The sequence below is a fragment of the Kosakonia sp. H7A genome (assembly GCF_003028445.1).
GTDB lineage: Bacteria > Pseudomonadota > Gammaproteobacteria > Enterobacterales > Enterobacteriaceae > Kosakonia > Kosakonia radicincitans.
In genome coordinates, this window is sequence record NZ_PYTZ01000001.1 from 951,708 (window position 1) to 967,143 (window position 15,436).

Sequence of the window (15,436 nt, forward strand, 5' to 3'; positions counted from 1 at the left end):
AAACGCACGTTGGTGCGCAGAAAAACAATCGTTACACTCCCTGGCGCACAGGGCGAAGCCGGGCACTAATCCTGCCTGCGACATCATTGCCGAAACTGTAATATTTCTCTTTCATGATATCGCCCGTGCGCATCATCAAAAATACTTTGCGGGATAAATTATTATCCTTAATATTGATATATTTGATGCTGCTTTGCTCATTTCCAAGCGTTGACAATTTCGGAAAGAAAGAAACATTATCAGAATTTCTCACCATATATCTGATGGTTTCCAGATCGTTTGAAATACTGCGCGCATGATTGAGAATCTCCTCACTACCTGGCTCAAGCTGTAAATGTTCTGGCATCGACTTGGTCATAATGAGTTTATGCTTCTTCAAATCTTTGAGCTCAATAGCTTCATAGCTGGATAACGGATGGCTGATATTCACCCCCAGAACAAATTGCTCTTCATAAAGTTGGGCTTCGAAAAAACGATCGTTATCAATCGGGCCAATCAGCAAACCCAGTTGCAATTGCCCTTTATCCAGCATGCTCAATAGATTATCTTCATTGACCTCATGCAGCTTGATTTCATTATCGGGAAATTTCTCTTTAAATACGCTAAATAAATCGTCATGAATGTAAGAACCCAGCGTCGGGGTAATGCCGATATTAATAACACCAACCGGCTGAAAACGTAGCCAGCGCGCCATTTCCTGAAGGTTATGAACTTCACGGAGAATATTTTCGATCACCGGCAATAGATGCAGGCCGGTTGGCGACAGGCTAAAGCCTTTACCTTTGCGGTGCAGCAGAGGGATGCCCAGCTCTTCCTCCAGCTTCTTGATTTGTATGCTGAGGGTCGGTTGTGAAACATCACACGCCTCGGCAGCTTTCTGGAAATTCATATGTTGCACCAACGATACAAAATATTCCAAATCCTGGGTTCTCATATTGTCAACTCTCCCGTGTGTAGAAAAAATAAAGAACAAAACACTACAGAGCATAAGGTCTTTTATGTTTCCAGCGACACAAACAACCTGCCGATGGCATTTAAGTAAATTCTTATGCGTAATTTAATTTAAGGACCACAAAAGCACTTTTCATCAATTATTTGTTTTATACAAAACCCCAAATTTACACGCATCAATAATCGATGACAGAAGTAAAAACTTTAATCGGTAATTTATATCGTCAAAATCACAATAGGATGTAACGATGTAAAAATAGAAAATTTGCTTTTAGTGGTGCTTTTATGACTACTATTTCACCTGTTTTATAATCATCACATTAATGAACAACAAGAACGGAGAAAGTTACCCACCGATTTCTTTTAAGCAGAGAATTCTGATAGCAGAACGCATATTCAAATATGAGACTAACAGCATCGAACAGTTAAGAAAAGCTAATTTATAGTGTGTCTCCCGCTCTCCGCATAAACAAACAATAAAATCATAATCGTTGCTTAATTGATTGTTAAGCAATACTACATTAAATTAAACGCAGACTAATCAATATTTCATCTCTTAGGTAAAATTATAATTGCAATGGCCTATAGAAGATCTGCAAATAGAATTAACCGTTGTCATAATTAATATATTCAAATTACCTATTAGCTATAAAATCATTATGTTGAACAGTGATATTTATAAAATAAAAATATTCTCCATTTAAATTTAAAGTTTTATTAATCCCATCCGATATGATTGAAGCCCGGCGATATTATCAGGGCAACACTAATAGATTAATTCTATATTCCTGGAGAAATAAAATGGCTGTTATTAATACCAACACCTTGTCTTTAACGACCCAAAATAACCTGAGCAAATCGCAATCTTCATTGGGCACCTCCATTGAACGCCTGTCATCCGGTCTGCGTATTAATAGCGCAAAAGATGATGCTGCTGGTCAGGCAATTGCAAACCGCTTTACATCAAATATTAATGGCCTGTCTGTTGCCGCACGTAACGCCAATGACGGGATCTCACTGGCGCAAACCACTGAAGGCGCACTGAGCGAAGTCAACAACAACCTGCAACGTATTCGTGACCTGACTGTACAGGCGCAAAACGGTTCCAACTCCGCGTCTGACGTTGACTCCATTCAGGCCGAAGTCAACCAGCGCATGGAAGAGATCAACCGCATCACCACTCAGACGGACTTCAACGGTCTGAAAGTGCTGAACACCGGTTCCGGCGACAGCGTGTATAACTTCCAGGTTGGCGCGAAAGATGGCGAAACCATCAGCATCACCGTCAGCAGCAGCGATGCCTTCAACCTCTACAGCACCACCGGCGCAACGGCTTCCACCACCGGGCAAATTGTCAACGGCAGCGCGCGTGCCACTGACGCGCACGGCTTCGATGTATTGCAGGGCGTGGTTGATGCTACCGGCGGCACAAACGGTAACCCGCTGGCGGATCTGGATACCGCCATCAAAGCGGTGGACAGCGAGCGCAGCCTGCTGGGTGCTTCCCAAAACCGTTTTGAATCCACCATCTCTAACCTGAATAACACCACCAACAATCTCTCTGCCGCGCGCAGCCGTATTCAGGATTCCGATTACGCGACGGAAGTTTCCAACATGTCACGTGCGCAGATCCTGCAACAGGCTGGCAGCTCGGTACTGGCGCAGGCGAACCAGGTTCCGCAAACCATGTTGTCGCTGCTGCGTTAAGCAGGCTAAGGTCCGTTACCCTCCTTCATAGCGGATCGTTTTAAACGTTATTTCAGGTAATACATCCCCGCTTTGCCATGAGGGCGGGTGATTCAGCATAACTGTCTATTGAGAAATATTTTTATCCCGCAATGTTAGATGGCATTGCGGGATTTTTTTCGCCTGTTTTATTATGCTCCTGTGCACAAAGTTATTATCCCGCAGAAATAAAAAAAGGATGCAATGAACCATTGCATCCAGAATAAATAACAGCAAGTAAAACAGCTTTTACATCACCTGAGGGTTTTCATAATGCAGAACAATTACTGATTACAGACCAAGGCTATCCAGTAACTCATCAATATCATCTTGTGTGGAAGCCGCAGGTAAATGTGCGGCGTGTTCTTTCTCTCTGGTCAGCGTCGCCCGGCTTTCCTGCGGTACGCTGTCTAATAAGACCGCGAGGAATTGTTTTTCTAAATTCTCCAGCAGCGCCATCATGCGCACAATAATGCGCGCGGTGGTATCCGGAAAATCCTGCGCCAGCATAATATCGCGCAGATAGTTTTTGGTGGCATCGGTACAAAGCGGCACCGCGCCAAGCCAGCCGCGCGTTGCGCGGGCAAGCGCCATCATACCGTCAATGCCATCGCTCTCTTTAATACCATCCCATTGTGACAGTAGCTGGCTGGCTTCTTTGCTGAGCCGCTCCTGCAACGGCTGCGTCTGCTCAATCAAATTAAGCGTTTTACCGGAGGCCTGCGCCGTCAAATCGACAACATATTGCAAACGGCTGCGCGCATCGGGAATAGAGTGGGCGATTTCAGCAATAGTAATATCATGCCCCAGCTCACGCAGGCTGGTTCTTAACATCCGGGTCACATTACCAATGCGGGCAATCAATTCATAAATATCGGTTGCCGTATGCGGAACAGTATGCACATTCATTATTACCTCTCCTTTACGCCATCTTTTCTCGGATATTCAGTTATCGGCACTTTATCCACACACTTAAATAAAAGGCGCAAGATAGCCAACCGCTATATAAATAGAGAAAGGCGTAAAGGTTTATTTTAATAAATATAAAAGGCAAACATTATAGAACACCGTAATATAGTTATTATCTAATACTGCGTTTTAACCAGGAAAAAGCGAAAAAGGGAATCCATTCCCCCTCTTCACGAAGCCGGACGCACTTTCCACAGCTCGCCGTCCGATGAATCCGTCAGCACGTAAAGGTAACCATCCGGCCCCACGCGCACATCGCGGATACGCTGTTTACGATCGGTAAGAATGCGGCCATCTTCCGTGATTTTGTCGCCATTAACACTCATCACGATGACATCTTCATCTTTAAGCGCGCCAATAAAGAGTTTGTTTTTCCACTGCGGGAACGTGTCGGCGTTATAGAATGCCATGCCGCTTATCGCCGGAGATTTCTGCCAGTAGAAGATCGGCTGTTCGGTGCCAGGCACAATCTGCCCCTTCGCCTCGGGGATTTTCAGCCCGCTATAGTTAATGCCCCAGGTAGCAATTGGCCAGCCATAATTTTTGCCTTTTTGCGCAATATTAATTTCATCACCGCCGCGCGGGCCATGTTCGTGCCACCACAGGGCATTGCTCCACGGGTTTATCGCCATTCCTTGCGGGTTACGAATGCCATATGCCCAGATCTCCGGACGGGCATCTTTGCGGCTGACAAACGGGTTATCATCCGGCACTTTCCCCTGATCGGTCAGCCGTACCAGTTTGCCCTGCAATTTCTCCAGATCCTGCGCCGTCGGGCGCTGGTTGTTCTCACCCAGCGCAATCCACAGATAGCCTTTGCCGTCAAACACCAGCCGACCACCAAAGTGGTTGCCGGTTGAGAGTTTCGGCTGCTGGCGGAACACCGTCTGAAACGCCTCCAGACGGGTGAAATCCTCGCTCAGGCGGCCATAACCGACTGCTGTACCGGCTTTGCCCTCTTTGTCCGCTTCCGCATAGCTTAACCACACCCGGCGCGACTGGGCGAAATCAGGCGCCAGCACCACATCCAGCAAGCCGCCCTGCCCGTGCGCCCACACTTTCGGCACACCGCTTATCGGATCGGAAAGCCCCTTACCGGCCTGCCACAAACGCAGTTGCCCGCCGCGCAAAGTAATTAGCATGCCGTGATTATCGGGCAAAAATGCCAGCGACCAGGGGTGATCAAGTTTGCCTTGCAGAACATCAACCTTCACCGCCGCGGGCTCAGCCCATACCGGGACGGAAAGAAACAGCAGCAACAGGGGAAGACGGCGCATCGGGCTCTCCTTTATTCAGCAGCTTCGCAGAGTAAAGGGTAGACCGGGGCGCAGAAATGAAACGCAGGTTTACAGAATTTATACATTCGGCATGAAAGAAAACGGACAGACAAGAAGGGGGAGTTCCCTCCCCCTTAAGCTTAGGCCTCTTCGAGCGGTGAATGCTCGTTAAGGTAGAGAATGGCATGATCAAGCACATTCAGTGAACGTTCGAGTTTGTCGGCATTCACAGAGATATACGTTGGGCAATCCTGTCGCCCGCTCATCAGGCAAACCGCCGCTGAAGAGAGCGCCTCTTCGGCGCGGTACAACGCACCCCGCGATTCGCGATCCGGCATTTCATTCAGCCGTTCTCCTTTATCACGAATCTCAAGCGCCAGGGCAAACAGACGTTCACGCAGACGATCGTTTTCGCTGACCGACATATAACCTTTTGCCTTCCTCATCTGGGTGTAGGCCGCAAGGTCCGCTCTGGCAGCAGTCAACTTCGTCAACAAGCGACGAACAAGTTCATCAAAGCTCATACATATTTCCTCCCTTGTCAGCCAATGGGGTAAGTTAATAGTATGGCTGCTATTTGCACAAAATCATGCACGCGGTCAATAATTAATCGATATTGACAATCCTTTACAAACCGGAAGCCAGCCAGGCGCGCCATCCTCCGTAAGACGTGATCTCCTGCGCCCCCTGCAAGCCATAATTTTCACAAATGAATCCGCTCAACCAGCGACCATCTTCCAGCTCGACTTTACCCAACCCAAGCGGCGCCGGAATACCAGCAAGGAAAGAGCCGACTTCGCTGTGCGGCAGTTCCCACACTTCCACGTCGATCGCCGTACCTTGCTGCTCATCGCGCACCATGCCTGGCCGTTTACCGTCTGCCAGCGCATATAACCGATAACGCGGCGCGCTGCGGGTGGCGCTAAGTAGAGTCGCGCCCCGCTGACGCAACTGCCCATTAAGCGCCAGCCCGTCCAGATGCGCGCCACACACCACCAGCGCCAGCCGATCGTGGCTCGCGGTATTTACCGGAACGGCAGCCGCCATTTTCCGCCCACCGGGCAAGGCCAGCGCTGCGTTGCGCTGCATCGCATCGGCAAGGCCCAGCAGATACTGATCGGTAAACGCGCGGCCAAACAGCGTAACGCCGGAAGGCAGGCCGTTGGCCATCATGCCGTTTGGCACCGCAACAGCGGCGTAATCCAGCAGGTTCATAAAATTGGTGTAGTAACCGAGATCGGCATTGCGTTTTACCGGTTCATCAGCCAGCTCCGCCAGCGTCACCGGGCGAGGATAGGTCGGCGTCAGGACGCAGTCCAGACCGGTAAGCAGAGCGTCGCACTGCGCTTTGTAGGCCTGTAAGCGGTATTGTGCATCAAAGGTCGCCACCGCATCGGTGGAAGGCGCTTTACTCAGCACCGCCTTGATCACCGGCAGCACCGCATCTGGCTGTTTTTCAATCAGCGGCCCGACGACGTGGTAGCGCTCCGCCACCCACGGCCCTTCATACAGCAGGCGCGCAGCGGCAAGAAACGGGGCGAAATCAAGCGTCACCGGCACGCCGCCAAGCGACTCCAGCCGCGCTTTTGCCGCATAAAACAGCGCCTCACTCTCTGCGCAGCCGAGGAATTCCAGCGTAGCCGGGACGCCAAAACGGAAACCCGGCTGCGGCGCGCCAAAGGCCTGCGCGCCGTTCCACGCCGGGTTACTGCGGCTGTAGGCATCGCGCACGTCTTTCACTGCCGTTAGCGCCAGTAAACGGCTGGCTTCGGCGGCGGTAGCGGTAAAAAAGGTCACGCAATCGAGCGTGCGACAGGCCGGTACCACACCCGCCGTGGAGATCAACCCTTTGGTCGCTTTCAGGCCAACCAGATTATTGAGCGACGCCGGAACACGCCCGCTGCCTGCGGTATCCGTGCCGAGCGCAAAACTTGCCAGCCCAAGCGCCACCGCCAGCGACGATCCGGCACTGGAGCCACCTGCCGGATAATCGGCATGCACGCTGTTACGGCAGGCACCATACGGTGAACGCGTGCCGTTCAGCCCGGTGGCAAACTGATCGAGATTGGTTTTACCCAGCGGCACCGCGCCCAGCGCAATCAGTTGCGCAACGATGGTAGCATCCTGTTCTGCGGTATACGCAAATGCCGGGCAGGCGGCGGTGGTCGGAATGCCAGCCAGATCGATATTGTCTTTGATGGCGAACGGCACGCCATACAGCGGCAGCGACTGAGGCGGCACGTTGTCCAGCGCCGCCAGATACGGTTCCAGTTCCGCCGCGCTGAGAAGATAAATAAAGGTGTTGAATTCCGGATTCAACGCCAGCGCCCGCGTGCGCAGCGTCGCTATCACGTCGCGCGGCGTTAAATGGCCGTCGCGGTAAGACTGCGCCAGAACATCAAGGCGTAAATCAAATGGCTGCATCATGCTGTTTTCTCCAGAACCACCACACATTGACCTGCACGCACCGAACTGCCCGGCTGCACGCGCACCTGGCTTACCACACCATCGTGGGCGGCAAGCAGCGGGATCTCCATCTTCATCGACTCCAGCACCACCAGCACATCGCCTGCGCGAACCTGGCTGCCCGGCGTGACATTCACCTGCCACAAGTTGCCGGAGATCGGGCTGTCGATGCCCTGTTGCCCCGGCTGTAACGGTGCATCTTCGCCCTCTTCCGCCAGCGCTTCACTGCTGTCGAAATGCGCCTGGCCGCTGGCGATCCAGCGATCGCGTTCGGCGGCGAAAGCGCCCTGCTGTTGCGCACGGAAAGCAGCAATACTTTGCGCTTCATCGGCGAGAAACTGCTGATACTCCGCCAGCTTCAGCGTGGTGTGCTCAATGCGCAGCGGATAACGCCCGAGCGGGAAGTCGCGACGAATGGTTAACAATTCATCGGCAGACACCGGATAAAAACGGATCTGATCGAAGAAGCGCAGCAGCCATGGCTTACCGGCAAAATCCGCCACGGTATGGTAACGATTCCACATTTGCAGTGTCCGCCCGACAAACTGGTAGCCGCCCGGCCCTTCCATGCCATACACGCAAAGGTACGCGCCGCCAATGCCGACCGAGTTTTCCGCCGTCCAGGTGCGCGCCGGGTTGTACTTGGTGGTCACCAGTCGGTGGCGCGGATCGAGCGGTGTCGCCACCGGCGCGCCAAGGTAGACATCGCCCAGCCCCATCACCAGATAGCTGGCGTCAAATACCGTTTTATAGACTTCATCGATATTCGCCAGATCGTTAATGCGGCGGATAAATTCCAGGTTGCTCGGGCACCACGGCGCATCGCGGCGCACGGTGGTCATATATTTGTCGATGGCTTTCTGGCACGCCGGGTCGTCCCACGAGAGTGGCAGCCAGACAATGCGCGACGGCACATCCAGATCCTGGCGCTCACACACGCCCTGCCACAACCCGGCCACCGTCTCCAGCAGTTGCGCCAGCCCCAGCGCTTCCGGCTGGTAGTGAATTTGCAGCGAGCGAATGCCCGGCGTCAGATCGATAACCCCCGGCAGCGCCAGGGCTTCCAGCGCCTGCATTAAGGCGTGGGCGCGAAAACGCAGCACCAGATCCAGCTCCGGCTCGCCGATCTCCAGCAGCAGATGCGTATCGCCGGAAAGCCGCGCCACCAGGCGCTTATCCGCCTCGCCGCAGTTCAGGACGATCGGCGAAGCCAACGCCACGGGTTGCCATACCACCTCCTGCGGTGTGAGGCTGGCGATTTGCGCTTCCTGCGCCTGCGCCAGACGGCGCGCAGTGGCGATATCCACCGGGATAAAACGCACTTTATCGCCCGCTTTCAGTTGGCCGACGGCCGGTAAATCCGCTTCGATAATGGTCACCGGACAGACAAAACCGCCGAGGCTCGGGCCGTCCGGGCCGAGAATCACCGGCATGTCGCCGGTAAAATCCACCGCACCGATGGCATACGGGTTGTCGTGAATATTGGAGGGATGCAGCCCGGCTTCGCCGCCGCTGTCGCGCACCCACTCCGGTTTCGGGCCGATCAGGCGCACGCCGGTGCGGCTGGAGTTGAAATGCACTTCCCAGTCGGTCGCCAAAAAGGTCGCCATATACGCCGGGGTGAAGTACTCCGGCGCGCCGTGCGGGCCATAAATCACCCGCAGCTCACGCACCGGGGAAAGCGGCGTATGCAACACCTGCGGTAGCGCCGTTTCGCGGCATGGTGCCGTTAACGGCGCCAGATGCAGCACGTCGCCGGTACGCAGCGCGCGCCCGGCATGGCCGCCAAACTGCCCCAGCGTGAAGGTGCTTTTGCTGCCCAGGTATTCTGGTACCTGCAATCCCCCGCGCAGGCAGAGGTAGCTGCGCACACCGTCACCGCTGATGTCACCGATGTGCAACGTCATCCCCGCCCGCAGCGTGAAGATACAGTTCATCGCCAGCGGCTCGCCATCGAGCGTTAGCGCAATATCCGCCCCGGTGACAACCGCCTGTGCATCGCAGTTAAATTTCAGCGTCGGGCCGCTCAGAGTGATCTCCAGTGCCGCCGCGTTGTCATCATTGCCCAGCAGACGGTTGCCAAGACGCAGCGCGCGGCTGTCCATCGGGCCGGATGGCGGCACACCCACCGCCCAGTATCCCACGCGCCCGGGGTGATCCTGCACGGTGGTTTGCGTCCCGGCGCTCAGCACCTCCAGCGTATACGCCTGATACGTCAGCCCTTCAAGGCAGCGCGTCCAGGGTTCACCGCAGGCGAACGGGGCAAAGGTTAAGATCTGCTGTAAATAGGTGCGGTTAGTCTCCACGCCGTATAAACGGGTTGCGCCCAGCGCGTCGTGCAGCGCATGCACCGCCGCCTCACGCGTGGGCTGCCAGGCGATGATTTTCGCCAGCATCGGGTCGAAGAACGGCGGCACTTCACAGCCGGATTCCACCCAGCTATCGATACGCAATGTCCGGCGATCGTCCGTCGGAAATGCCACGTCAGTCAGTAAACCGGGAGATGGCTGGAACTGGCGGCCAGGATCTTCCGCATAAACCCGCGCCTGAATCGCGTGGCCGCTGGGTGTCAGGCTGTCGCGAAGCTGCGCCAGCGGCGGCAGTTCCCCGGCGGCGAGCGCAATCATCCAGCCTACCAGATCGACGCCCCACACCTGCTCGGTCACGCCGTGCTCAACCTGCAAACGGGTATTCACTTCGAGGAAGTAAAACCGTTTAGCTTCGCTGTCGTAGACAAACTCCACCGTGCCCGCGCTGCGGTAGTTGACCGCTTTGCCGAGCTTAACGGCCGCGCTGCACAGCGCTTCTTCCATGCCCGCAGGCAGATTTGGCGCAGGCGTCTCTTCCAGCACTTTCTGGTTACGACGCTGCACGGAACAATCGCGCACGCCAAGGGCAATCACCTCACCTGCGCCATCGCCGAAGATCTGCACTTCCAGATGGCGGGCGCGGGCGATGTACTTCTCAATAAAGACCCCCGCGTCGCTGAAGTTGTTTTTCCCCAGCCGCACCACCGCGTCGAATGCGTCGTGTAATTCAGCCGCCGTCGTGCAGACGCGCATCCCAATACCACCGCCACCCGCCGTGCTTTTCAGCATCACCGGGTAACCGACGATTTCTGCGGCGCGCAGCGCTTCATCCACATCCGCCAGCAGTTCGGTGCCTTCCAGCATTGGCACACCCTGTTTTTTCGCCAGCGCGCGGGCGGTATGTTTCAGGCCGAAAACGCGCAGTTGCGCAGGCGTCGGGCCAACAAAGGCAATGCCTGCAGCTTCGCAAGCTTCGGCAAAGGCCGCGTTTTCAGAGAGGAAACCATAACCGGGATGAATAGCCTGTGCCCCGCTCTCGCGGGCGGCGGCAATGATTTTTTCCGTCACCAGATAGGTGCCTGCTGTCGGGCCATCGCCGAGGCTAATCGCTTCGTCGGCCTCGCGGATGTGCAGGCTGCTGATATCGGCATCGGAATAGACGGCAACGCCGCCAATCTGCATGGCACGCAAGGTGCGCAGGATGCGGCAGGCAATCGCCCCGCGGTTGGCGATCAGGAGTTTCGTAAACATAGGTCAGACTCAATCGTGGCGGGTCGTCCCGCCGAACATTGGCTCACCGCATGGTCGTCCATGGGGAAAATGCGATTACAGCAGGATGCGTCCGGCGCGTACCGCGCAGAGGTGGTAAAGCGCCAGGCGCAGGCGCTGCCAGCGAGTTGGCGTCAATTCCATACCAGCACCTCCGCAGGCGTCGGATTCCAGCCATTGCACGGGTTGTTGAGCTGTGGGCAGTTAGAGATCAGTACAATCACATCACACTCGGCGCGCAGTTCAACATATTTCCCCGGCGCGGAGATGCCATCTTCAAACGTCAGCCCACCCTGTGGCGTTACCGGCACGTTCATAAAGAAGTTGATGTTTGCGCCAATGTCGCGCTTTTGCAGGCGGCCATCGTGCAGGCAGGCGCAGAGGAAGTTATCGCGGCAACTGTGCATGTGCCGTTTATCCAGCGCATAACGCACGGTGTTGCTCTCTTGTGCGCAGGCGCCGCCAAGGGTGTCGTGGCGGCCACAGGTATCGGCGACAATGGTCAGCAGCGGGTTGCCAAGGTTGGAGTACAGCACGCTGCCGCTGGTGAGATAGGCGTTGTTCTGCCGACGCAGCGTGCGCTGGGCATCGTAGCGTTCACGCGGGTTCTGCGCATTGTAGAACAGCGTATCAATGGCCTGATTTCCTTCCAGATCCAGCAAACGCAGTGTCTGACCTTTTTTCACTTCAAACAGATACGGTTCACCCGCCGGGATCACATGGCGGAAAACGGCATGTTGGGCTTGTTTTTCGCTGGCAACTGTCATCGTGCGGCTCCTTACAGGGCGAAAAGTTGGGTATTGGTGAAGGCACGGCTGTTTTCCGGGCGCGTCAGCAGGGCGTTGATCATCGCCTGCTCATCGTCGGCCTGCCGCCAGCTCAGTTGTACCGGGCGCGGCGCATACTCGCGGGAAGGGTCCATCGGATGTTGCAGCGCGGTCAGCACCACCAGCACATCCATCGGCGCAAACAGTTCAACATAGCTTCCCGGCTGAGAATGGCCACTGTGGAAGGTGAACTGGCCGTGGTCATCAACCGACACTTTGCTGAAGAAGTTAACCACCATCAGCAGATCTTCGAGGTTGAGATCCCACTTGCCCATCTCCACCAGCAGGTTATCCGCACCGTTGCGGAAAAAGCCGTTACGCAGCTCCTGGTAGCGCCCCTGGCCGTACTTTTCCGCCACTTCGGCCGCGTTCAGTACGCCGCCAAAGGGATCGTGCCAGCCGCTGGTATCAGCGGTGATGCCCGCCAGCACGCGCCCCATATCCGAGTAGAAACAGTGCCCGGCCGTCAGGCGCGCGGTGTGCTGGCCTTTCAGGGTATCCGGCAGGTTCAGGCGCTCACTTTTTTCATGGGCGTTGAGCATCATCAGGCTGACGTTTGCGCCGCCTTCGATGTCGGTCATGCGCAGGATCTGCCCGCGTTTGAGGATAAAAGAGAGATGGCCGCCGCCAGGCAGGATCTCGTCACGAAGAACAGAAGTTGGATTCACAGGATTATCTCCTTAATGCGTAGACGTTATCGGGCTTCGCGCCGCTCATCGCGGAGAGCCGCGTTTCGTTGAGCGGGATGTCATAGGTGATGCGTGCGCCGTAAGCGTTGGGTGCCTGCGGATCAATACGCACCTTGTCGAACACCAGCAGGCGGGTGCCGAGGTTGAAGCCTTCCGAAAGATCGTGGGTCACCATAAAGACCGTCATGCGGGTTTCACTCCACAGTTGCAGCAGCAGCGTATGCATCTCTTTACGGATACCGGGGTCAAGCGCGCCAAACGGCTCATCCAGCAGCAGGACGCGCGGTTGCATAATAAAAGCCTGAGCAATGGCTAAACGCTGTTGCATACCGCCGGAGAGCTGTGCCGGATATTTCTTCAGCGCGTGGCCAAGACCGACTTTTTCCAGCAATTCTCTGGCCTGCTCGCGGGCGGCGCGTTTTTTCGCGCCAAAGAACCGCCCAAAAAACGGAGATTGCGGCAGTTCGAGGCCAATGGCGACGTTATCCAGCACCGTGAGGTGCGGGAACACCGAGTAGCGCTGAAACACCACGCCACGGCTGCTGTCCGGTTCGGCGCTCAGCGGTTTTCCCTCCAGCGTGATGACGCCGCGGCTCGGTTTTTCCTGGCCGAGCAGCAGGCGCAGAAAGGTTGATTTGCCGCAGCCGGACGCGCCGACCATTGAGCAAAACTCCCCCTCTTTCACCTGCAAGTTCAGGCGCTCCAGCACCACGTGGTCGCCGTACTCCTGCCAGATATTGTCGATAGTGATAAAGCTCATGCCTTCCCTCCTTCCGCCCAGGGAAAACAGGTTTTGTGTAACTGACGCAGCGCCAGATCCATCAGCCACGCCAGCAACGTGATCCACAAGACGTACGGGATAATGACGTCCATCGCCATATAGCGACGCACAAGGAAAATGCGGTAGCCCAGCCCGGCGGTTGAGGAAATCGCCTCTGCCGAGATGAGAAACAGCCACGCCGAACCCAGTAGCAGACGCAGCGACATCAGCAGGCGCGACAGCAACTGCGGCAACACCACCCGCAGCACCAGCGTCCAGCTATTGGCGCCGAGGGTTTGCGCTTTGATCAGGATCTCCGCCGGGATTTCGCAGGCGCGCTGCTCCAGATCGCGGGCCAGCATCGGCGTGATGCCAATGACAATCAGCATCACTTTCGACAGCTCATCGAGGCCAAAAACGATAAACAACACCGGTAAAATCGCCAGCGGCGGGATCATCGACAGCACCGTCATCAGCGGCGACAACGACGCCCGCCACAGCGGGAAAACGCCGGCGGTGATGCCAATGCACAGACCAATCACCGAGGCGATAGCAAGGCCCATCAGCAAGCGGCCGAGGCTCACCAGCGTGTCCATCCAGAACAGGTATTCGCCGCTGCGCTTATCCGGGGTAAACGCCATCCGTGAAAGTGCATCCAGCATCTGTTGCAGACCGGGCAGCAGCTTGTCCTGTGGATTGGCCTCCAGCCGTACTGCTGAGCCCATAAAATAGGCGGCCAGCAGCAGGACGAAAGGCAGCAGGATCAGCAGCGTCCGCATGCCAGAGGTGGGATGGCGATTAATTTGTCGCATGGCGAACTCCGTCAGTTATCACAGCTTGCCGGCAGCGGCCATCTTCACGAAGCTGTCGTCAAAGCGCAGTTTCACGTTATTCGCATCGCCCTGCGTAACATTGCCGGGGAAGGTCATACCGATAAAATCCGCGCTCTGCGCACCATCGCCGAGCAGGCCTTTTTCAAAGGAGAATGACGCAACGCGCTGCATGGTTTTCGCCAGCTCCGCTGACGTCACAAAAGCAATGTTGTCCGCCGGGGTGTAGAACAGGTGGGTGGTTTTCAGTTGCGCCTTGTAACCAGCCAGATCGGTACCGGAAGCGGCGGCCATCGAATTAAGCGCCGTGGCGTCCTGCGCTTTCATCAGCCCCATCATTTCATACCATGCGCCGGTCAGCGCTTTACCCAGCGCCGGGTTATCTTTCAGGGTGGCGCTGTTGACCACCATCATGTCGATCAACTCGCCCGGCACCTGCGAGGAGCTAAAGACTTCGGTGGTTTTCGGCGTGGCTTTAATCACGGAGAGCTGCGGGTTCCAGGCGACGGCAGCCTGCACATTTGGCGTACCAAACGCCGAGACAATATCCGCATCGGAGGTGTTCACCACGGTGACGTCTTTCTCCGCCAGCCCGGCTTTTTCCAGCCCGCGCACCAGCAGATAGTGAGAAACGGAGAGTTCTGGCAGGTAGACTTTCATCCCTTTCAAATCTTTGAGGGTTTTGCCCTCACCTTTCATTACGACACCGTCGTTGCCTTCGGAGTAACTGCCGAGGATCAGCGCCGTACTGTCAACGCCGCCCGCAGCCGGAATGGTCAGCGCATCCATATTGGTCATGGTGCAGCCATCAAACTGGCCAGCGGTGTACTGGTTGATGGATTCGATATAGTCGTTCAGTTGCACGACATTGATCTTGATACCGTATTTGCTGGCCCATTTATCAATGATTTTGCTACTGCTGATGGTACCCCACGGCATCCATCCGGCGTAAATGGTCCAGCAGACGTTGAACTCTTTTTTCACGGCGGCAAAGGTGGGGAGACTGACCAGCATCGCCAGCGACAACACAAGAGAGCGGAACAATGGAGATTTCTTCATTCTTGACCTCTGATTGGCACAAAGTTAGGGAGCAGCGCGACACCCATTGGTGCTGCTGTCTCCCGGGTTTTTGTCCCGCCGTGTAACCTCGCAGAGGTCGCCAGCTCTTGGACCAGACATTCACCGAAGTGAACCGGAACCCTAGCCAGCTATTTTCAAATTGTGTGTTGCACTGCCCTCTCGCATTTGCAAGCGCTGTGCCAGGTTGTTTTTGCTTTATCGTCATAACGTTAGCGATTTGTTGCGTTACGCTATCCCTGTTTTGGTGAGCCACAACAAGGCACTGCACCACGCTGGTGCTACAG

12 protein-coding genes and 1 riboswitch are annotated in these 15,436 nt (G+C 55.4%); of the genes, 1 reads left to right on the plus strand and 11 read right to left on the minus strand.

The window, feature by feature from the left end; translation table 11 throughout:
• Positions 1–31 precede the first annotated feature (31 nt).
• Positions 32–934 (minus strand): LysR substrate-binding domain-containing protein, encoded by a 903-nt coding sequence (locus tag CWM66_RS04425; protein WP_007374070.1) that lies wholly within the window; start codon positions 932–934, stop codon positions 32–34.
• 818 nt (positions 935–1,752) lie between these two features.
• On the opposite strand from CWM66_RS04425, the gene CWM66_RS04430 reads away from it, so the two are divergent.
• Positions 1,753–2,658: a flagellin gene (locus CWM66_RS04430; RefSeq protein ID WP_007374068.1), complete on the plus strand. Its 906-nt coding sequence runs from the start codon at positions 1,753–1,755 to the stop codon at positions 2,656–2,658.
• A 309-nt stretch (positions 2,659–2,967) separates the two neighbouring features.
• Here CWM66_RS04430 and CWM66_RS04435 read toward each other — a convergent pair whose 3' ends face one another.
• From CWM66_RS04435 to CWM66_RS04480, 10 genes are all read right to left on the minus strand, one after another.
• A complete protein-coding gene (locus CWM66_RS04435) occupies positions 2,968–3,585 on the minus strand; it encodes a protein phosphatase CheZ (protein ID WP_007374066.1) in 618 nt (205 codons plus the stop codon).
• A 230-nt stretch (positions 3,586–3,815) separates the two neighbouring features.
• Positions 3,816–4,922, minus strand: coding sequence for a PQQ-dependent sugar dehydrogenase (locus tag CWM66_RS04440; protein ID WP_035885890.1), 1,107 nt, complete (start codon positions 4,920–4,922; stop codon positions 3,816–3,818).
• A gap of 140 nt (positions 4,923–5,062) precedes the next feature.
• The gene (locus CWM66_RS04445; RefSeq protein ID WP_007374064.1) at positions 5,063–5,446 is read right to left on the minus strand and encodes a biofilm formation regulator BssR; all 384 of its coding nucleotides are present in this window, start codon (positions 5,444–5,446) and stop codon (positions 5,063–5,065) included.
• Positions 5,447–5,549: 103 nt separating this feature from the next.
• A complete protein-coding gene (atzF, locus tag CWM66_RS04450; RefSeq protein WP_107146275.1) occupies positions 5,550–7,349 on the minus strand; it encodes an allophanate hydrolase in 1,800 nt (599 codons plus the stop codon).
• Positions 7,346–10,948, minus strand: coding sequence for an urea carboxylase (gene uca / locus CWM66_RS04455; protein WP_107146276.1), 3,603 nt, complete (start codon positions 10,946–10,948; stop codon positions 7,346–7,348). The genes atzF and uca overlap by 4 nt, the downstream gene beginning before the upstream one ends.
• Positions 10,949–11,100: 152 nt before the next feature.
• Positions 11,101–11,733, minus strand: coding sequence for an urea amidolyase associated protein UAAP2 (locus tag CWM66_RS04460; protein WP_007374060.1), 633 nt, complete (start codon positions 11,731–11,733; stop codon positions 11,101–11,103).
• Positions 11,734–11,744: 11 nt separating this feature from the next.
• A complete protein-coding gene (locus CWM66_RS04465) occupies positions 11,745–12,461 on the minus strand; it encodes an urea amidolyase associated protein UAAP1 (protein WP_007374059.1) in 717 nt (238 codons plus the stop codon).
• Positions 12,462–12,465: 4 nt separating this feature from the next.
• Positions 12,466–13,242: an ABC transporter ATP-binding protein gene (locus CWM66_RS04470; RefSeq protein WP_007374058.1), complete on the minus strand. Its 777-nt coding sequence runs from the start codon at positions 13,240–13,242 to the stop codon at positions 12,466–12,468.
• Positions 13,239–14,054, minus strand: coding sequence for an ABC transporter permease (locus tag CWM66_RS04475; protein WP_007374057.1), 816 nt, complete (start codon positions 14,052–14,054; stop codon positions 13,239–13,241). Before CWM66_RS04475 ends, CWM66_RS04470 begins: the two co-directional genes overlap by 4 nt.
• Positions 14,055–14,072: 18 nt before the next feature.
• The gene (locus CWM66_RS04480; protein WP_007374056.1) at positions 14,073–15,131 is read right to left on the minus strand and encodes a putative urea ABC transporter substrate-binding protein; all 1,059 of its coding nucleotides are present in this window, start codon (positions 15,129–15,131) and stop codon (positions 14,073–14,075) included.
• Positions 15,132–15,188: 57 nt separating this feature from the next.
• Positions 15,189–15,287: riboswitch (guanidine-I (ykkC/yxkD leader) on the minus strand.
• Positions 15,288–15,436: the final 149 nt, after the last annotated feature.

What these genes read in the sequence shown, in the direction of transcription:
- CWM66_RS04425 (WP_007374070.1), bottom strand. Translation starts at nt 934, where the DNA reads ATGAGAACCCAGGATTTGGAATATTTTGTATCGTTGGTGCAACATATG.
- CWM66_RS04430 (WP_007374068.1), top strand. Translation starts at nt 1,753, where the DNA reads ATGGCTGTTATTAATACCAACACCTTGTCTTTAACGACCCAAAATAAC.
- CWM66_RS04460 (WP_007374060.1), bottom strand. Translation starts at nt 11,733, where the DNA reads ATGACAGTTGCCAGCGAAAAACAAGCCCAACATGCCGTTTTCCGCCAT.
- CWM66_RS04470 (WP_007374058.1), bottom strand. Translation starts at nt 13,242, where the DNA reads ATGAGCTTTATCACTATCGACAATATCTGGCAGGAGTACGGCGACCAC.
- CWM66_RS04480 (WP_007374056.1), bottom strand. Translation starts at nt 15,131, where the DNA reads ATGAAGAAATCTCCATTGTTCCGCTCTCTTGTGTTGTCGCTGGCGATG.
- atzF (WP_107146275.1), bottom strand. Translation starts at nt 7,349, where the DNA reads ATGATGCAGCCATTTGATTTACGCCTTGATGTTCTGGCGCAGTCTTAC.
- CWM66_RS04475 (WP_007374057.1), bottom strand. Translation starts at nt 14,054, where the DNA reads ATGCGACAAATTAATCGCCATCCCACCTCTGGCATGCGGACGCTGCTG.
- CWM66_RS04445 (WP_007374064.1), bottom strand. Translation starts at nt 5,446, where the DNA reads ATGAGCTTTGATGAACTTGTTCGTCGCTTGTTGACGAAGTTGACTGCT.
- CWM66_RS04440 (WP_035885890.1), bottom strand. Translation starts at nt 4,922, where the DNA reads ATGCGCCGTCTTCCCCTGTTGCTGCTGTTTCTTTCCGTCCCGGTATGG.
- uca (WP_107146276.1), bottom strand. Translation starts at nt 10,948, where the DNA reads ATGTTTACGAAACTCCTGATCGCCAACCGCGGGGCGATTGCCTGCCGC.
- CWM66_RS04435 (WP_007374066.1), bottom strand. Translation starts at nt 3,585, where the DNA reads ATGAATGTGCATACTGTTCCGCATACGGCAACCGATATTTATGAATTG.